We start from the raw sequence: 19219 nt of genomic DNA on the forward strand, positions 1-19219 counted from the left end.
CCCCGGCCCCCGGTTCCGGTACCGCTCCTTCCGGTGGTCCGCATCGCGGACATGGTGTGTCATTCCATGGGACGAGGGGCTAGGGTGCCGACATGTCTCGCAGCATCGATCTCGCAGTGATCCCCGGTGACGGCATCGGCCAGGAAGTCGTGGCCGAAGGGCTCAAGGTGCTCTCCGCCGCCCTTCCGCAGGATGTGAAGCTGGAGACCAGGGAGTACGACTTCGGTGCCCGGCGCTACCACGCCACCGGGGAGACCCTCACCGACGCCGACCTCGAACAGCTCAAGCGGCACGACGCGATCCTGCTCGGCGCGATCGGCGACCCGTCGGTCCCGTCCGGCGTGCTGGAGCGCGGCTTCCTGCTGAAGCTCCGCTTCGCCTTCGACCACCACGTCAACCTGCGCCCGTCGAAGCTGCTGCCCGGTGTCGCGACCCCGCTCGCCGGCGACCCGCAGATCGACTTCGTGGTCGTCCGTGAGGGCACCGAGGGCCCGTACACCGGCAATGGCGGCACCATCCGCAAGGGCACGGAGCACGAGGTCGCCACCGAGGTCTCCGTCAACACCGCCTTCGGTGTCGAGCGCGTGGTCCGCGACGCCTTCGCCCGCGCCCAGGCCCGCCCGCGCAAGAAGCTCACGCTGGTCCACAAGAACAACGTGCTGACCTTCGCCGGGCACCTGTGGACCGACGTCTTCAACAAGGTGGCCGCGGAGTATCCCGACGTCACCACCGAGTACGTCCACGTCGACGCGGCGACGATCTACCTCGTCACCCAGCCCGAGCGCTTCGACGTCATCGTCACCGACAACCTCTTCGGTGACATCATCACCGACCTCGCCGCGGCCGTGTCCGGCGGCATCGGCGTCGCGGCCTCCGGCAACATCAACCCGAGCCGCGAGTTCCCGTCCATGTTCGAGCCGGTCCACGGCTCGGCCCCGGACATCGCCGGCCAGGGCAAGGCCGACCCCACCGCCACGGTCCTGTCCGTCGCCCTGCTGCTGCGCCACCTCGGCTACGACACCGAGGCCACCCGCATCGAGGGCGCGGTCTCCGCCGACCTGGCGGAGCGCACCGGCAAGCCCGCCCGCAGCACCGCCGAGATCGGCGACGCGCTGGCCGTACGAGTAGCCGGCTGACCTTCCCCGGCCTCGGTCCCAGCTCCCGGCCGGCTCCGGGTGCCGCCCGAGCAGGCCGGACTCCCGCATCCCGGCCCGCCGGACCGCGCTCCGGTCCGGCGGGCCCACCACAAGACCGCCGGGTCGCATCCGCACCCGGCGGCTTTCCGTATGCGGCGCCGGGTGCCACCATCACCCTGGGCCGTATTCACCCCGTTTTCTTCCACCCTCGGCGCCGCGCGATAATCGAACGCGGAGCCGCGGTATGAGGGAATGCTCGCACGCGCCGGCACCGGCCACCGGCCGTGCGGGCGTGGTCGCGGCCCGTCACGGACACCGGTGCTGCATTTCCCGGGGACACCCCCGGAGGACCGGCCGAGAAGACCGCCGCCGCCCCGCCCCGCCCCGCCCCGAGTCAGGAAGTGAAGGACCTCCTCTGATGACGACGCCCACGATCGAGCTCAAGCCTTCGGCCAACCCGCTCTCCGACGCGGAGCGCGAGGCGATCCTTTCCCGCCCCGGCTTCGGCCGCCACTTCACCGATCACATGGTCACGATCAGGTGGACGGAGGGCCGGGGCTGGCACGACGGCCAGCTCGTTCCGTACGCGCCGATCCCCCTCGACCCGGCCACGCACGTCCTGCACTACGCGCAGGAGATCTTCGAGGGCCTGAAGGCCTACCGGCAGCCCGACGGCTCGGTCGCCACCTTCCGCCCCGAGAAGAACGCGCGGCGCTTCCAGGCCTCCGCCCGCCGGCTGGCCATGCCCGAGCTCCCCGTCGAGACGTTCGTCGAGGCCTGCGACGTCCTGGTCCAGCAGGACAAGGCATGGGTGCCGGCGCACGGCGGCGAGGAGTCGCTCTACCTGCGCCCCTTCATGATCGCCACCGAGGTCGGCCTCGGCGTCAAGCCCGCCAACGAGTACCTCTTCCTGGTCATCGCCTCCCCGGCCGGCGCCTACTTCCCGGGCGGCGTGAAGCCGGTCTCCATCTGGGCGTCCGAGGACCGCGTCCGCGCGGTCCCGGGCGGCATGGGCGACGCGAAGACGGGCGGCAACTACGCGGCCTCCCTGCTCGCCCAGGCCGAGGCCGCCGCCCAGGGCTGCGACCAGGTCTGCTACCTCGACGCCGTGGAGCACAAGTGGGTCGAGGAACTGGGCGGCATGAACCTGTACTTCGTCTACGGCGACAGGATCGTCACCCCCACGCTGACCGGCTCCATCCTGGAGGGTGTCACCCGTGACTCGTTGCTGACCGTCGCCCGCGACCTCGGCTACCGGGCCGAGGAGGCCCGCGTCTCCATCGACCAGTGGCAGCGCGACGCCGAGAACGGCACCCTCACCGAGGTCTTCGCCTGCGGCACGGCCGCCGTCATCACGCCGGTCGGCACCGTCAAGCGCGCGACCGGTGAGTGGCAGCAGTCGGGCGGCGAGCCGGGCGAGGTCACGCTGAAGCTGCGCCAGGCCCTCCTGGACCTCCAGCGGGGCCTCTCGGAGGACAAGCACGGCTGGATGCACCGGCTCGGCTGACCCGCGCCGGAAGGGGCCGGTCCCCGTCCGCCCCGCACAGGCGGACGGGGACCGGCCCCTTTTTGTGCGGCAGATTTCGAGTGCCGCTCTAACAGGGACGTGATGAAGGCTCACTCACTCTTTCGCAGCAGGGGAGAACGCGTTTAGAGTGACGCTCTAAACATAGGCAAGGAGGTGCGTGGGCGTGCGACTGACACCCACCGAGCGCGACCGGCTGCTGCTGTTCTCGGCCGCCGAACTGGCCCGGGCCCGCAAGGCCCGCGGCCTCAGGCTCAACGTGCCGGAGGCCACCGCCCTGATCGCCGACACGGTCTGCGAGGCGGCCCGCGACGGCGCCCGGCTCGCCGAGGCGATCGAGCGGGCGCGCGCCGCGCTCGGCCCGGACGACGTCCTGCCGGGCGTGGCGGACGTGGTCACCGAGGTCCAGGTGGAGGCCGTCTTCGACGACGGCTCGCGGCTCGCGGTGGTCACCGATCCCATCGGCGGCGGCCTCGGCGACAAGGGACCGGGCGCCCTGCTGCCGGGCCCGCAGCACGCCGAGCCCGAGGCGGTGGTCCGGCTGACGGTCACCAACACCGCGACCGTGCCGGTCTCCGTCACCTCCCACTTCCACTTCTTCGAGGCCAACCCGCGCCTGGACTTCCCCCGCGAGCAGGCCTACGGGATGCGGCTCGCCGTGCCCGCCGGGTCGTCGGTCCGCTTCGGCCCCGGCGAGCGCGTCGAGGTCGGGCTCGTGCCCGTCGGCGGCGACCGGATCGCCATCGGGTTCGCCGGGCTGGTCGACGGGCCGCTGGACGCCCCCGGCGCCAGGGAGGAGGCCCTGCGCCGGGCCGCCGCCTGCGGCTACCTGGGCGCCGCGGCCGGACGGTCCGCGGCGGGGCGCGACGGCACCGGGCGGACCCCGGACGGGTCGGGCACCCGCGAGGCGTCCGCGGACGGGCCGGGCACCCGCGAGGCGCCCGCGGACGGGCCGGACACCCGCGAAGCAGCCCCGGACGTGTCCGACACCCGCGAAAGGCCCGCGGACCGGCCCGACGACCCCGCAGCCACCCCGGACCAGCCCGGCGGCCCCCGAAGCGCCGCCGGCGAGCCGGAGGACGCCGAGGAAGCCCGACGCGCGGGAGGCGCACGATGAACCCGTACGAGTACGCCGCCACCCACGGCCCCCGCGCCGGCGACCGCATCCGTCTCGGGGACTCCGGCCTGGTGGTCCGCGTCGAGTCCGACGCGCAGCGCTACGGCGACGAGTTCCTCGCCGGCTTCGGCAAGACCGCCCGCGACGGGCTGCACCTGAAGGCGGCCGCCGTCCGCGACACCTGTGACGTCGTGATCAGCAACGTCGTCGTGATCGACGCGGTGCAGGGCATCCGGAAGGTGTCGATCGGCATCCGCGAGGGCCGCATCCACGCCATCGGGCGGGCGGGCAACCCGGACACCCTCGACGGCGTCGACGTCGTCGTCGGCACCGGCACGTCGATCGTCTCCGGCGAGGGGCTGATCGCCACCGCGGGCGCCGTCGACACGCATGTGCACCTGCTGTCGCCGCGCATCATGGAGGCCTCGCTCGCCTCCGGCGTCACCACGATCATCGGCCAGGAGTTCGGGCCGGTGTGGGGCGTCGGCGTGAACTCGCCCTGGGCGCTCGGGCACGCGTTCGCCGCCTTCGACGCCTGGCCGGTCAACATCGGCTTCCTGGGCCGGGGCTCGTCGTCCGACCCGGCGCCGCTGGTGGAGGCGCTGGCCGAGGGCGGCGCGTCCGGCTTCAAGGTGCACGAGGACATGGGCGCGCACACCCGGGCCCTGGACACCGCACTCCGGGTCGCCGAGGAGCACGACGTCCAGGTGGCCCTGCACAGCGACGGGCTGAACGAGTGCCTGTCCGTCGAGGACACCCTGCGGGTGCTGGAGGGCCGCACGATCCACGCCTTCCACATCGAGGGCTGCGGCGGCGGCCACGTGCCGAACGTGCTGAAGATGGCCGGAGTCCCCCACGTCATCGGCTCCTCGACCAACCCCACCCTGCCCTTCGGCCGGGACGCGGTCGCGGAGCACTACGGCATGATCGTCTCGGTTCACGGCCTGAAGACCGACCTGCCGGGCGACGCCGCCCTGGCCCGCGACCGGATCCGCGCCGGCACCATGGGCGCGGAGGACGTGCTGCACGACCTGGGCGCCATCGGCATCACCTCCTCCGACGCGCAGGGCATGGGCCGGGCGGGCGAGACCGTGCGCCGCACGTTCGCGATGGCCGGGAAGATGAAGGCCGAGCGGGGGCCGCTCGACGGCGCCGCCGACACCGGCGACGACAACGCCCGCGTGCTGCGCTACATCGCCAAGCTGACCGTCAACCCGGCCATCGCGCACGGACTGTCCCACGAGGTCGGCTCGATCGAGGTCGGCAAGCTGGCCGACATCGTGCTCTGGCGCCCGGCGTACTTCGGCGCCAAGCCGCAGCTGGTGCTGAAGGCGGGCTTCCCGGCCCACGGCGTCGTCGGCGATCCCAACGCGGCCACGGACGCCTGCGAACCCCTCGTGCTCGGGCCGCAGCTCGGCGCGCACGGCGCGACCCCGGCCGAGCTGTCCGTGGCGTTCGTCGCCCAGGCCGCCCTGGACCAGGGCCACGACCGGCTGCCCACCCGGCGGCGCCGGGTCGCCGTGCGAGGCACCCGCGGCATCGGCCCCGCCGACCTGCTCCGCAACTCCCGTACCGGAGCGGTCGACGTAGACCAGCGCACCGGGCTGGTCACCCTCGACGGCGACCCGGTCCGCTCCGGGCCCGCCGACTCGGTCGCGCTCAACCGCCTGTACTTCCTCTGACGCCCACCCGCCGGCCAGAGCCCGAGACCCGAGGACCCGCCCATGAACACGCCCGCCGCCGACGGCTTCCGCATGCCCGCCGAGTGGACGCCGCACGAGCGCACCTGGATGGCCTGGCCCGGCCCCAACCCGACCTTCGACGACCCCGGCGACCTGGCCGCCTCCCGGGCCGCCTGGGCGTCGGTCGCCCGCGCGGTCCGCCGCTTCGAACCCGTTGCCGTGGTCTGCGGCCCCGGCCAGTCCGCCGGGGCGCGTGCCCTGCTCGGCCCGGACGTCGACACCGTCGAACGCGACCTCGACGACGCCTGGATGCGCGACATCGGCCCCACCTTCCTCACCGACGGCAGGGGCGGACTCGCCGCCGTCGACTGGACGTTCAACGGCTGGGGCGCCCAGCACTGGGCCCGCTGGGACCACGACGCGAAGATCGCCGCGCAGGTCGCCGACCTCGCCGGCGCGCGGACGTACGCCTCCGCGCTCGTCAACGAGGGCGGAGCGATCCACGTCGACGGCGAGGGCACCGTCCTGCTCACCGAGACGGTGCAGCTCGGCCCCGAGCGCAACCCCGGCTGGACGAGGGAACGGGTCGAGGCGGAGATCCACGCCCACCTCGGCACCCGCAAGGCGATCTGGCTGCCGCGCGGCCTCACCGGCGACTACCCGCCCCACGGCTTCGGCACCCTCGGGCACGTCGACATCGTCGCCGCGTTCGCCCGCCCCGGCGTCGTCGTCGCCCACCACCAGCCCGACCCGGCGCACCCCGACCACGAGGTGACGAAGGAGGTCATCGGCCTGCTGAGGTCCGCCACCGACGCCCGCGGCCGCCGCCTGGAGGTCGTGGAGGTGCCCGCCCCGGCCGCCCTGGAGGCCGACGGCCACTGGGCCGACTACTCCTACATCAACCACTACCTGTGCAACGGCGGCGTGGTCCTCTGTGCCTTCGACGACCCGCGCGACGAACTCGCCGCCGGCATCTTCCGCCGCCTGTTCCCCGAGCGGACGGTGACCCTGGTGGACGCCCGTACGATCTTCTCCGGCGGCGGTGGCATCCACTGCGTCACGCAGCAGCAGCCGAGGACCTGAAGGAGGCGCGGATGGCCGGCCCGGCACGGGCGCGCAGGCACGCGCCGCCGCGCGAGGAGGTCCTCGCCGCCGCCATGGCGATGATCGCCGAGCGCGGGCTGGAGCAGCTGACCATGGCGGCGCTCGGCCGGGAGGTCGGCATGAGCAGCGGCCACCTGCTGTACTACTTCCGCTCCAAGGACGAACTGCTGCTGCGGACGCTGGAGTGGAGCGAGCGGGGCCTCGGCGCCGAGCGCGGCCGGCTGCTGGCCCGCACCGGCCCGGTCCGCGAACGCCTCGACGCCTACGTCGACCTGTACGTCCCCGACGGCCACCGCGACCCGCACTGGACGCTGTGGCTGGAGGTCTGGAACCGCTCGCAGAACGCCGACGACGACGCCCGCGACCGGCAGGCCGCCATCGAGGGCGCCTGGCACCGCGACCTGGCCGCCCTGATCGCCGAGGGGGTCTCCCGCGGCGAGTTCCGCCCCGTCGACGCCGACCGCTTCGCGACCCGGCTGCGCGCCCTGCTCGACGGCTTCTCCCTGAACGTGGCGATCGGGCTGCGCGGCACCGACCGGCAGCGGGTCCTCGGTCATGTGCGGGAGTTCCTGGACGAGTCCCTGGGCCGGCCCGGCCCCGCGGACGCCTGACCGGCCGCCCGCGCGGCACCCCCGGCCGCGCGGGCGACCGGCCCCGGAGAACGGCCTGCCGACGTGCGTCACCGCGCGTCCTCGGGGGCAGGTACGGCTCATGGAACGACAGCACTGGAAGAGGATCTGGGTCGGCTCGGCGGGCAACATGGTGGAGTGGTACGACTGGTTCGTCTACGCCAGTTTCGCCACCTATTTCGCCGGCGCCTTCTTCCCCGACGACAACCCGACCGCCCAGCTCATGAACACGGCGGGCATCTTCGCGGTCGGCTTCTTCATGCGCCCGGTCGGCGGCTGGCTCCTCGGCCGGGTGGGGGACCGCCGGGGCCGCAAGGCCGCGCTGACGCTCACCGTCACGCTGATGTCGGCCTCCGCGATCCTCATCGCCGCCGCGCCGACGTACGCGGTCGCCGGCTACGGCGGCGCGGCGGTGCTGCTGGTCGCCCGTCTGCTGCAGGGCCTGTCGGTGGGCGGCGAGTACGCGGCGAGCGCCACCTACCTCACCGAGGCCTCCGACCCCCGCCGGCGCGGCTTCGCCTCCAGCTTCCAGTACGTGTCCATGACCGCCGGCCAGATCGCCGGCCTGGGCCTGCTGATCGTCCTGCAGCGCACGATGTCGGACGACGCGCTGCACGGCTACGGCTGGCGGATCCCGTTCGTGGTCGGCGCGCTCGGCGCCGCCGTGGTGTTCTACCTGCGGCGCAGCATGCTGGAGACGGAGGTGTACGAGGCGGACGCGAGCGGCGGCCAGGAGCGCGGGACCCTGCGCGCGCTGTGGCGGCACCGCCGGGAGGCGTTCCTGGTGATCGCGCTGACCATGGGCGGCACGGTCGCCTACTACACCTACACCACGTACCTGACGAAGTACCTGTCGAACTCCGCCGGCCTGCCTAAGCGGACGGCGACCCTCGTCTCCTTCACCGCGCTGATCGTCTTCGCCTGCCTGCAGCCGCTCGCCGGCCGCCTGTCCGACCGGATCGGCCGCCGTCCGCTGCTGATCGGCTTCGCCGTCGGCTCGACGTTCCTCACCGTGCCGATCATGGCCCTGCTGAAGCACGCGGGCAGTTTCTGGCCGGCCCTGGGCCTGTCGCTGCTCGCGCTGGTCGTGGTCACCGGCTACACGTCGATCAACGCGTGCGTGAAGGCGGAGCTGTTCCCCACGGGTGTGCGCGCCCTCGGCGTGGCCCTGCCGTATGCCCTGGCCAACGCGCTGTTCGGCGGCACCGCGGAGTACGTGGCGCTGTGGTTCAAGGACGCCGGCCTGGAGTCCGGTTTCTCCTGGTACGTGGCGGGCTGCGCGGCCGTGTCCCTGGTGGTCTACGTCTCCATGCGGGAGACGAAGGACCTGGACCTGACGAGGATGGGGAAGGCCGAATCGTCTCATCTGACGCCCGCATCCTGAGACGGCGGTGAGTACGGGGGCCGAAATGTGCCAGACTGCCCCCGTGCTCTCGTTCGCCATGATTATGGGCAGCAGGCGCGCCGGTCCGCAGTGACCGCCACGTACGACCATGTGCGGGCGGCCACCGTCGTCCTCGACCCGCGCGCAGACCTCTCGCACCCGCGAGGGGTCTTTCGTTTTCCCGGCCCACCCTCAGCCGGGGAGGCGAGCGCGAGGGACCAATGGGGGGACGGTGGAGCCGGTCATTGACGGTAAGACCGAGAACCAGTACAGGAGCCATCAGACCATGACCGCAAGCAGCCAGCCGGCCGATTCGTTCCACGTCTTCGACACCACCCTGCGCGACGGCGCCCAGCGTGAGGGCATCAACCTCACGGTCGCCGACAAGCTGGCCGTCGCCCGGCACCTGGACGACTTCGGCGTGGGCTTCATCGAGGGCGGCTGGCCCGGCGCCAATCCCCGGGACACCGAGTTCTTCGCCCGGGCCCGGCAGGAGATCGACTTCCGGCACGCCCAGCTGGTCGCCTTCGGCGCCACCCGCCGGGCGGGCGGCAGAGCGGCGGACGACCCGCAGGTCAGGGCGCTGCTGGACTCGGGCGCCGAGGTGATCACACTGGTGGCCAAGGCGCACGACCGGCACGTGGAGCTGGCGCTGCGCACCACGCTGGAGGAGAACCTGGAGATGGTCCGGGACACCGTCTCCCACCTGCGGGCCGAGGGCCGCCGCGTCTTCGTCGACTGCGAGCACTTCTTCGACGGCTACCGCGCCGACCCCGAGTACGCCAAAGCGGTCGTCCGCGCGGCGGCGGAGGCGGGCGCCGACGTCGTGATCCTGTGCGACACCAACGGCGGCATGCTCCCCGCCCAGGTCCAGGCCGTCGTCTCCACCGTCCTCACCGACACCGGCGCCCGCCTCGGCATCCACGCCCAGGACGACACCGGCTGCGCGGTCGCCAACACCCTCGCCGCCGTCGACGCGGGCGCCACGCACGTGCAGTGCACCGCGAACGGCTACGGCGAGCGGGTCGGCAACGCCAACCTGTTCCCGGTGGTCGCGGCCCTGGAGCTGAAGTACGGCAAGAAGGTGCTCCCCGAGGGCCGCCTGCGCGAGATGACCCGGGTCTCCCACGCCATCGCCGAGGTGGTCAACCTCACGCCCTCCACGCACCAGCCCTACGTGGGCGTCTCCGCCTTCGCCCACAAGGCGGGCCTGCACGCCTCCGCCATCAAGGTCGACCCGGACCTGTACCAGCACATCGATCCCGAGCAGGTCGGCAACACCATGCGGATGCTGGTGTCCGACATGGCCGGCCGCGCCTCGGTGGAGCTGAAGGGCAAGGAGCTCGGCATCGACCTCGGCGGCGACCGCGAGCTGGTCGGCCGGGTGGTCGACCGGGTCAAGGAGCGCGAGCTGGAGGGCTACACGTACGAGGCGGCGGACGCGAGCTTCGAGCTGCTGCTGCGCGAGGAGGTCGCGGGCCGGCCCCTGCGCTACTTCCGCACCGAGTCCTGGCGTGCGATCGTCGAGGACCGCCCCGACGGCAGCCACGCCAACGAGGCCACCGTCAAGCTGTGGGCCAAGAGCGAGCGCATCGTCGCCACCGCGGAGGGCAACGGCCCGGTCAACGCCCTGGACCGGGCCCTGCGTGTCGCCCTGGAGCGGATCCACCCCGAACTGGCCACGTTCGAGCTGGTCGACTACAAGGTCCGCATCCTCGAGGGCAAGCAGGGCACCCGCTCCATCACCCGCGTGCTGATCTCCACCTCGGACGGCTCGGGGGAGTGGTCCACGGTGGGCGTGGGGGAGAACGTGATCGCGGCGTCGTGGCAGGCCCTCGAGGACGCCTACACCTACGGTCTGATGCGCGCGGGCGTGGAGCCGTCGGAGTAGGGCGGCGGCCCGGCGGGCGGCGAGAGCGCCGGGTGGCCCGGCGTCACTGCAGCCGCCACTTCTGGTTGGCGGCGCCCGTGCAGCTCCAGATCTGGGTGCGGGCGCCGTCGGCCGAGGAGTTGTCCGTCACGTCCAGGCACTTGTTCGCCGCGGTGTTGACCACGTCACCGGTCGCGGAGTTGTACGACCACTGCTGCGCACCGCTGCCGTTGCAGTCGTACAGCTGCACCTTGGCGCCGTCGGCCGTCGAACCGGACGTCACGTCCAGGCACTTGCCGAGGGTCCGGATCGAGCCGTCCCCCTGCACCGTCCACTGCTGGGCGGCCGTGCCGTTGCAGTCGTGGAGCTGCACCGGCGTGCCGTTCGTGGCCGAACCGCCCGCCGCGTCCAGGCACTTGCCCGCCAGGCCCACGAAGGCGCCGGACCGGGCGCCGCCCCCGGACTGCGTCCCCGACCAGGTGAACGTCGCCGACGTCCGGGCCGGCAGCGTGTACGTCGCGTGCTGCGAGCCCCAGTTGACGGTGAGGGTCCGCGCGCTCGTCCCGCCGTTGTACGCGATCAGCGCCTTGCTGCCGTCCGGGTTGCGCCAGGCCACGTTCGGCACGGACGACGACGCCGTCGAGGCGATGCGCTGGGCTCCCGGGCGCACGAACTTCGTCAGGTGCCCCATGTCGTAGTACTCGACGGTGTAGTCGACCTGACCGGAGCGGCCGTCGCCGTTGTGCACGGTGATCAGACCGGTGCAGGTCCCGCAGCCGCCGTTGTGCGGCCCCATGCCCTGGTCGACCGCCAGCGACCACTTCGTCACCGACTTCGCCCAGTTGCGGGTGTAGTCGACGATGTCGAGCATGTCCTCGCGCTGCTGGTCGGCGACCCAGGTGCCACCCGAGTGCTCGGTCTGGAACGCGTCCAGCCGGGGATACCGGTTGTGCACCGTCGTCTGCTGGGCGACGTCGCCGCCGTAGCCGTGCCAGGCGATGCCGCCGAAGTTGGGGTGCGAGCGGATCGCGGGGTCGTCGACGGTCTGGGCCGCGTAGGAGTCGTAGGTGTCCCAGTTCCAGTCGTGGGCCAGCACCTTCGTCGTGAGCCCCGCCGCCTGCAGTCCGGGCAGCAGCTCCGCTTTGGTGAAGTAGGCCAGCCCGCTCGCGTTCCAGCTCATGGACGGGTAGCTGGAGCAGCACGTCGGCTCGTTCTGCGGCGTCACGTACGCCACCGGCACGCCCTGGTCGCGGTAGGCCTGGAGGTACTTCACGAAGTAGGAGGCGTAGGCGCCGTAGTACTCCGCCTTCAGCCAGCCGCCGTTCAGCTGCCCGCTGTCCTTCATCCAGGCCGGCGCGGTCCACGGCGAGGCCGCCACCGTCAGCGAGGGGTTCAGCCGGAGCGCCTGCCGGGTCAGCGGCACCACGTCGGCCAGGTCGTGCGCGATCGAGAACTTCGACAGGGAGGGGTCCGTCTGCCCGGCCGGCATGTCGTCGTAGGTGTAGCCGTAGCGCGCCAGGTCCGAGCCGCCCATGGGGTTGCGCAGGAACGACAGCCCGATGCCGTCCGTCGGTGAGAACAGCTTGCGCATCGTGGCGTCCCGCGTCGCCTGGGACAGCGCGCCACTGCTGTTCATCAGCCAGGCCGCGGTGTCGGTGAACGACGCGCCGCCGCCGGTGAACGTCTGGTAGCGGGTGTTCTCGTCGACGGTGATGTTCTCGCCGCTTCCGCCGGTGCCCGGCTGGAAGGCGAACGGTGCCTGCGGCTCCAGGCCGCGGACCACGTGCCGGCCGGCGGAGTCGTCGGTGGTGGTCAGCCAGGCGGTGACCTGCTCACCGGCCGCGTGCGCGGGCGTGGCCGCCGTGAATCCGGCGGTGGTGAGGAGCCCGGCGAGCAGCAGCCGGAGCGTGCGCCTGCGTCTGGTCATGGAAGAGCGCCGCCCTTCTTGGGTGGGGGACAGGGGCGTGCGAGGCGTGAGTAAATGACGGCTTCGGGTGCGCGTCAAGGGGGTGCGCGTTCAGAAGGCGAACGGACAACTGCCTTGTGTCCGCCGGGTGTCAGGTCTGCGCCGGTCCTGGTGTGAAGTCTTGACGGCGGCGTCCGGACGCTCTTCAATTCACGCCGTGAGCTAAGCCGTGATTCAAGAGCCGGTGAGCGGCAGCCGGCGAGGGAGCGCCCCGACCGTCCCAGGCCCGGGCCCACGACCGGGTCGGCGAGGCCGTCGCCGGGGTGCCCTCGGTCTTTCGGTGACGAGGCGGCCCGGGTGGCGGCCCAGGGGGCCGGGGGACCCGTGGCGGGCCGGGGCGCGGAAGGTGCCCGGCGGCAGCTATGCCTCCTTTCGGCCGCTTCGGGTAGCTTCGAAGTATGAAGGCCGTCACCCTGACCCGAGCTCTCCCCCGACTGCTGGTCGCGCTGGTGGTGGCCGTCCTGAGCGGCCTGGTCGTCCCGTCGGCCGCCACCGCGCAGGCCACGGCGGCCGGCGCGCCGCCGGCGGTGACCCGCGCGGCCGCCGCCGCGGGCACGGCCACCGCGGCCCCGGCGGTGACCAGCGTGTCCGCGATCGCCGAGGCGCTGCGCGAGAACCCCGTCTACGTCGACCCGGCCGCCGCGGACCAGCTGTCGCGGTCCGACGCCGACGCCCTCGCGCGGCAGATCAAGGACGCGGACAAGCCGGTCTTCATAGCGGTCCTGCCCGCGGACTACCCGACCCGGAACCTGTTCACCGACCTGCGGACCGCCACCGGCGTCGCCGGCCTGTACGGCATCCGCCTGGGCGACCGCTTCGACGCGCGCGCCGACTCCTCCGTGCTGCCGCGCGCCGCCGTCGGGAACCTCGTGACCAGCGTCCAGGGCGAGGACGCCCGCACGCAGCTCACCGACTTCACCCGGCGGGCCCTGGCCAACGTGGGCGGCTCGGCCCCCTCGACCTGGGGCGGCACCGGCCGGGACGAAGGGGTCTCCGGCACCGCGCTGATCACCGCGGGCGCGGTCCTGGTGGCGGGCGGCGTGGGCGCCTACGCCCTCGTCCGGCGGGGCCGGCGCCGGAGGGAGAACGAGCAGCGGGTCGCGCTGGAGCAGCTGCGGGTCGTCGTCGACGAGGACATCACCGCCTTCGGCGAGGAACTGGACCGCCTGGACTTCCACCCGGCGGAGCCCGGCGCGGACGACGCGATGCGCGCCGACTACGAGCGCGCGCTGAACGCCTACGAGCAGGCCAAGCAGCGGATGGCCGAGGCCGCCAGGCCGGAGGACGTGCGCGCCGTGACCGAGGCCCTGGAGGACGGCCGCTTCTCCCTCGTCCAGCTCGCCGCCCGGCGCGAGGGCCGTCCGCTGCCCGAACGCCGTCCGCCCTGCTTCTTCGACCCGCGCCACGGCCCCTCGGTCGCCGACGCCTCCTGGACGCCCCCGGGCGGGGCACCCCGCGAGGTCCCGGTCTGCGCGGCCGACCAGGTCCGTCTGGCCGAGGGCCGCGAGCCGGGCATCCGCGAGGTCGACACCGACTACGGCCGCCGCCCCTACTGGGAGGCGGGCCCGGCCTACGGGCCCTGGGCGGGCGGCTACTTCGGCGGCGGCCTCCTGCCCGGCCTGCTGGTCGGCACCTGGCTCGGCAGCATGATGGCGGCCCCGGCCTACGCGGCCGACTACGGGGCCGGCTACGGCGACTTCGGCGCCGGCGGCTACGAGGGCGGTGACCTCTCCGGTTCCGACTTCGACCCGGGTGACTTCGGCGGCTTCGGCGGCGGCGACCTGGGCGGCGGAGGGGACTTCGGCGGCGGCGGAAGCGGCGACTTCGGGGGCGGCTTCTGAGCCGGCGCCGTGCCGCGCGCGGACCTGCCCCGAGCCGGACGAGCCCTTCGCGAGGCCGAGGTGATCCGCAGGACGGGGCCCAAGGGGTGACCGGCGGATCGAGCCGGAGGAAGCGGGGGCGCCGTGCAGCGCGGGTGCCTGCGCGTCTCCGGGTCGATCCGCCGGACCGCCCCTAGTGGTGCCAGGCGCGTCCGCCGGTGTTGTGGATGAAGCGCTGCAGCACCTTGAGGGTGGTCAGGTACTCCTCGTCGCTGATGCCCGCGTGCCGCTCCGCCCACAGCTCGTCCTGGAGCGCCGCGGCCTCGGCGTGGAAGGCGCTGCCCTCGGCCGTGAGGTGCAGCCGTCCCTCGGCGTCCTCGGTGATCCAGCCCCGGGCCACGGTCGTGTCGATCTCCGACTGCATGATGTCCGCCCCGGTGCCCAGGTAGGGCGCGAGGAGGCGCGACACCTCCTCACGGGTCCTGAGCCCGTCGGCGGACGCGACCTGCGCGAGGACCCACCACTGCGGCTGGGTCGTGCCGATCCCGGCCAGTGCGGCCCGGATGCGGCTGACGACGGCGTGAGAGGCCGCCCAGCTCCAGTAGCCGATGGGCTGCCGCAGCAGTTCGGCGTCGCTGTGCGAGTACTCCATGGGACGGTCCCTCCGAGTTCGTCCGGTCCGGTTCGGCGCCACCGACCGTAGGAACTCGAGCGGACTTGAGGTCAAGCCTCCTCCGGGACCGGGTGCCGCGGCGAGAACGCGGCGAGCGCCCGTCCTCCCGGTGCGGAGGGCGGGCGCGCTCGTGCCGGCGTCCGGCGGACGGGCTCCGGGGGCGGAGCCGCCGCGGGGGTCACGCGTTCTTGATCGCCGAGATGTCGAAGTTCAGCTTGATCTTGTCGGAGATCAGGACGCCGCCCGTCTCCAGGGCCGCGTTCCAGGTGAGGCCGAAGTCGGAGCGCAGGATCTCGGCCTTGCCCTCGAAGCCGACGCGCTCGTTGCCGAAGGGGTCCTTGGCGGCGCCGTTGAACTCCAGGTCGATGGTGACCGGCTTGGTGACGCCGAGGACGGTCAGGTCACCGGTGAGGCGGTAGTCGTCGCCGCCCAGGGCCTCCGCCTTGGTGGAGCGGAAGGTCATGGCGGGGAACTCGTCGATCTTGAAGAAGTCGGCGCTCTTCAGGTGCCCGTCACGGTCGGCGGAGCCCGTGTCGATGCCGGCCATCGCGATGTCGAGGGAGGCGGTCGACCTCGACGGCTCGGCGCCGTCCAGGTGCAGCGTGCCGGTGAAGTCGTTGAACTTGCCCTTGACGTTCGTGACCATGGCGTGCCGGGCGACGAAGCCGAGCGTGGAGTGGGACGGGTCGATCGTGTAGTCGCCCGTCAGCGCGGCCAGGTCCGCGCTCACGGCGGCGGGCGCGTCGGTGGCGGCGGTGGTGGCGGTGGCGTTGTCGTTCTTGCGGCCGAAGATGCCCATGACGTGCTCCTTGGGGACGTGGTGGTCACTCGCCGCCGAGCCGGGCGGCAGTATGTTGAAAGTTCAACGGCTTCAACGGGGACGACAGTAGACCTATTCCGTTCAATGTTCAACATTAATCGGGGGTGTTTCCGGAAGCCGCCGCGGGCCGGCGCCGACGCCCTCTGGCGAACGCGCGTAGAACTCGGGCACCATCTCCCTGCACCACCTGCACCGCCGCCCCACTGGAAGCACGGCCACTCGCAGGAAGGGTCCCCCATGAAGGTCCGCTCAGCCCTGACCGCACTCGCACTCGTCGTCGCCCCCGGCGTCGCCGTCGTCGGCACCGCCACCGACGCCTTCGCCGTCACCAAGATCAGCCACGCCACGGCGACCCAGATGTTCCGCAACGCCGGCATCACCTGGTCCTCCTCCGGCAACTGCTCCGACCGGAACAACCCGACCTGTACGTCCTTCGAGCAACTCAACCTCCCCACCGCGCAGGGGGCCCAGACCCTCAAGGGGGCCATCGGCTGCGCCCTCAACATCACCGGCGGCACGGAGACCGGGCACGCCTCGGGCACCTACTCGCACTGGAACGGCTACAAGCTCGACTACGGCAAGAGCACCTGCCTGACCAGCTACATCAAGAACACCTTCACCTACGTCGGCCTGCGCGGCGACGGCGCCCCGCAGTACAAGTCCGGCTCCGGCAACATCTACGCCGACGAGGGCAACCACTGGGACGTCCTGTACTACAACTGCGGCGGCTGCTGAGCCGCCACCGGCAGGCCGGGGACGGCCGGGCGGCGGTATCCGGACAACCGCCGCCCGGGCGCTCCCGTACCGTTGACCGCGCCGGCGGCAGCGGTAACACCTCCCCATGACGAAGCATCAGCATCAGGGGGCGTCCGGACTCCGCCCCCTCACCGCCCCCACCCGCCGCGCCTTCCTCCTCGCGGCCGCCCTGTGGGCGGCCGCCACGGGCGCTCCCACGGCCCGCGCCGCCGACGACGACCCCTACGAGGCCCTCCGCCACCGGTGGCTCGGCATCTCCCTGGGCACCGGCCACGACCCGGCGGCCGAGCCGTACGCCTCCCGGCTCGCCGAGACCGGCCGGCTCGCCCGCGCCTTCCAGGCCACCATGGCACCGGCCGCCGGCTCCCTGTGGCCCGGCCGGCCCTTCGACCCGCCGTCCGGCATCACCCTCAGCTATGGCCGGCTGTGGACGATGACCCAGGCCTACGTGCGGCAGGGCACCGGGGCGACGGGCGACCCCGGCCTCCTCGCCGACGTCCTGCGCGGCCTCGACCACCTCGGTGCCACCGTCTACAACCCCACGACGACGCCCCACGGCAACTGGTGGGAGTGGCAGATCGGCAGCCCCCGCCTGCTCATGGACGTCTCGGCCGCCCTGTACGACCACCTCACCGACGCCCGGATCACGGCGGCCTGCGCGGCCGTGGACCACTTCGTCCCCGACGCCGTGCTGCGCGACTACTCCGGCACCTCCACCGGGGCCAACCGCGTCGACCTGTGCCGTTCCGTCGCCCTGCGCGGCGTCCTCGGCCGGGACGACGCCAGGCTCTCCCTCGCCCGGGACGCGTTGTCGCCGGTCTTCCCGTACGTCACCGAGGGGGACGGGCTCTACGCCGACGGGTCCTTCGTCCAGCACACCTGGGTCGCCTACTCGGGCACGTACGGCCAGGTCCTGCTGGACGGGCTCGGCCGCCTCCTCGCCCTGCTCGCCGGATCGCCGTGGCAGGTCACGGACGCCGGCCGGCAGCACGTCCTCGACAGCGTCGAGCACGCCTTCGCCCCGCTGATCCACGACGGCCTGGTGATGGACAGCGTCAACGGCCGTGCCGTCAGCCGCGGTCACCTCAAGAGCGACGACCGGCCCGTGCTGCGCGGCGACCACTTCCACGGGCAGCAACTGATCGCCGCGATCGCGCTCCTCGCGGACGGCGCGAGCGAACCCGAGCGCGCACGCCTGCACGCGCTCATCAAGGGCTGGATCGAACGGGACACCGTCTCCCCGGTGCTGACGGCGCCTCAGTTCGACGTCGCCGACCTGGCCCGGCTGCACGCCGTCGCGGACTCCGGCGTCGCCGCCGCCCCCGAGCCGGTGGGGCACCGCCTGTTCGCGGCCATGGACCGCGCCGTCCACCGCCGGCCCCGCTTCACCGCGAACATCTCCATGGCGAGCGACCGCATCGCCCACTACGAGTGCGGCAACGGCGAGAACCCGCGCGGCTGGCACACCGGAGCCGGCATGGTCCTGTGGTGGGCCGCCGGCGAGCCCACCGACCAGTACACCGACTGGTTCTGGCCGACCGTGGACTGGTACCGCCTGCCCGGCACCACCGTCTCCACCCGGCGCCTCGCCGACCGCGCGGGCGGCGAGTGGGGCGGGCCCAGGCCGGACGTGCGGTGGGTCGGCGGCACCACGGACGGCGAGTACGCGGCCGTCGGACAGCACCTCAAGGGGCTCGGCTCCACCCTTGAGGCCCGCAAGGCCTGGTTCTGCGCCGAGGACGCCGTCCTCTGTCTCGGCGCGGGCATCACCTGCACGGACGGCGTGCCCGTCGAGACGGTCGTCGACAACCGCCGCCTGGGCGGCGGCACCGAGCCCTTCGTGCGCGGTCACGGCTGGGCCCATCTGGAGGGCCACGGCGGCTGGCTCGTGCCCGGCGGCGACCTGCGTACGGTGCGGGAGGACCGCACGGGCGCCTGGTCCGACATCAACACCACCAGCACGACGGAACGCCGCACCCGGCACTGGCAGACCCTCTGGCTGGACCACGGCACCGACCCGGTGGACGCCTCGTACGTGTACGTGCTGATGCCGGGTGCCTCACGGCGCGAGGTCGCGGCCCGTGCCGCCGACCGCCGCTGGATGACGGTGCTCGCCAACGACGCCGGCCGCCAGGCGGTGGCCCTGCCCTCGCTCGGGCTGACCGCCGCCCTCTTCTGGCGGGCCGGTACGGTGGGACCGCTCACCGCGTCGGCGGGCGCGGCGGTGCTGGTACGCCGCCGCGGGTGGACGGCTACGCTCTGCGTGAGCGAGCCACCGCGCACCGGCCGGCCGCTGGAGATCGTCTGGAACCGTCCGGTGCGCCGGGTGCTGCGTGCGGACGACTCGGTCGAGGTGGTCGCGACAGGCCGCCGTCTGGGGGTGCGTGTCACCCCGGGGACGGCATGTCGCACACACGAATGTGAGGTGTCCCTCGCCCCCTGACTTTGTGTGACTCCTACAACGCGGAAGCCTTCCGGGCAGTCGGAAGGGCTGCAAGAGCCGCTGGTTCTGTTCAAGGGCACCAGGAAAACGGGCCGGAGACTGTACGGAGTCGACGGCCCGCTTTCCTTGGTGTCCTTCGTAAGGTCACTACATGACCGTTTTGGAAGAGACGACGGGTGAGCCGACCGGCGAGCCGACGGACGCCCGTGGGCGGGTCGCCGAGTTGCACGGGATTCGTGCGCAGGCGGTGGCGGGTCCGGGTGAGAAGGCGACCGCGGCGCAGCATGCCAAGGG

14 protein-coding genes are annotated in these 19219 nt (G+C 72.9%); 11 read left to right on the forward strand and 3 right to left on the reverse strand.

All coding sequences use genetic code 11. The features are described from left to right. Positions 1 to 92 precede the first annotated feature (92 nt). The 8 genes from ABZ920_RS28835 (at position 93) to cimA (ending at position 10468) form a co-directional block, all read left to right on the forward strand. Complete coding sequence (locus tag ABZ920_RS28835; protein ID WP_361511195.1) at positions 93 to 1136, forward strand: 3-isopropylmalate dehydrogenase; 1044 nt, start codon at positions 93 to 95, stop codon at positions 1134 to 1136. Positions 1137 to 1554: 418 nt separating this feature from the next. Continuing rightward, entirely contained in the window at positions 1555 to 2643 is a 1089-nt protein-coding gene (locus ABZ920_RS28840) for a branched-chain amino acid aminotransferase (RefSeq protein WP_361511198.1), read from the forward strand. A 184-nt stretch (positions 2644 to 2827) separates the two neighbouring features. Then, entirely contained in the window at positions 2828 to 3778 is a 951-nt protein-coding gene (gene ureA, locus ABZ920_RS28845) for an urease subunit gamma (protein ID WP_361511201.1), read from the forward strand. Next, a complete protein-coding gene (locus ABZ920_RS28850; protein WP_361511204.1) occupies positions 3775 to 5460 on the forward strand; it encodes an urease subunit alpha in 1686 nt (561 codons plus the stop codon). Before ureA ends, ABZ920_RS28850 begins: the two co-directional genes overlap by 4 nt. A gap of 42 nt (positions 5461 to 5502) precedes the next feature. Beyond that, entirely contained in the window at positions 5503 to 6543 is a 1041-nt protein-coding gene (locus tag ABZ920_RS28855) for an agmatine deiminase family protein (protein WP_361511207.1), read from the forward strand. A gap of 11 nt (positions 6544 to 6554) precedes the next feature. After that, the gene (locus ABZ920_RS28860) at positions 6555 to 7175 is read left to right on the forward strand and encodes a TetR/AcrR family transcriptional regulator (protein ID WP_361511209.1); all 621 of its coding nucleotides are present in this window, start codon (positions 6555 to 6557) and stop codon (positions 7173 to 7175) included. A 100-nt stretch (positions 7176 to 7275) separates the two neighbouring features. Beyond that, positions 7276 to 8577, forward strand: a complete 1302-nt coding sequence (locus ABZ920_RS28865; RefSeq protein WP_361511212.1) for an MFS transporter — start codon at positions 7276 to 7278, stop codon at positions 8575 to 8577. Between the two features lie 286 nt (positions 8578 to 8863). Continuing rightward, positions 8864 to 10468 (forward strand): citramalate synthase, encoded by a 1605-nt coding sequence (cimA, locus tag ABZ920_RS28870; RefSeq protein WP_361511216.1) that lies wholly within the window; start codon positions 8864 to 8866, stop codon positions 10466 to 10468. Positions 10469 to 10511: 43 nt separating this feature from the next. Here cimA and ABZ920_RS28875 read toward each other — a convergent pair whose 3' ends face one another. After that, a complete protein-coding gene (locus ABZ920_RS28875; RefSeq protein ID WP_361511219.1) occupies positions 10512 to 12374 on the reverse strand; it encodes a ricin-type beta-trefoil lectin domain protein in 1863 nt (620 codons plus the stop codon). A 437-nt stretch (positions 12375 to 12811) separates the two neighbouring features. Here ABZ920_RS28875 and ABZ920_RS28880 point away from each other — a divergent pair, with 437 nt between their 5' ends. Then, a complete protein-coding gene (locus ABZ920_RS28880; protein ID WP_361511222.1) occupies positions 12812 to 14254 on the forward strand; it encodes a hypothetical protein in 1443 nt (480 codons plus the stop codon). Positions 14255 to 14426: 172 nt separating this feature from the next. Here ABZ920_RS28880 and ABZ920_RS28885 read toward each other — a convergent pair whose 3' ends face one another. Both ABZ920_RS28885 and ABZ920_RS28890 read right to left on the reverse strand, forming a co-directional pair. Next, entirely contained in the window at positions 14427 to 14885 is a 459-nt protein-coding gene (locus ABZ920_RS28885; protein WP_361511225.1) for a MarR family winged helix-turn-helix transcriptional regulator, read from the reverse strand. 199 nt (positions 14886 to 15084) lie between these two features. After that, positions 15085 to 15705: a YceI family protein gene (locus ABZ920_RS28890; protein ID WP_361511228.1), complete on the reverse strand. Its 621-nt coding sequence runs from the start codon at positions 15703 to 15705 to the stop codon at positions 15085 to 15087. A 258-nt stretch (positions 15706 to 15963) separates the two neighbouring features. Between ABZ920_RS28890 and ABZ920_RS28895 the strand changes: the two genes are divergently transcribed. Both ABZ920_RS28895 and ABZ920_RS28900 read left to right on the forward strand, forming a co-directional pair. Continuing rightward, positions 15964 to 16461, forward strand: a complete 498-nt coding sequence (locus ABZ920_RS28895) for a hypothetical protein (protein ID WP_361511232.1) — start codon at positions 15964 to 15966, stop codon at positions 16459 to 16461. Positions 16462 to 16567: 106 nt separating this feature from the next. Beyond that, positions 16568 to 18925 (forward strand): polysaccharide lyase 8 family protein, encoded by a 2358-nt coding sequence (locus ABZ920_RS28900; RefSeq protein ID WP_361511235.1) that lies wholly within the window; start codon positions 16568 to 16570, stop codon positions 18923 to 18925. Positions 18926 to 19219: the final 294 nt, after the last annotated feature.

Origin of the sequence: Streptomyces sp. NPDC046831, from assembly GCF_040645305.1 — a bacterium.
Lineage (GTDB): Bacteria > Actinomycetota > Actinomycetes > Streptomycetales > Streptomycetaceae > Streptomyces.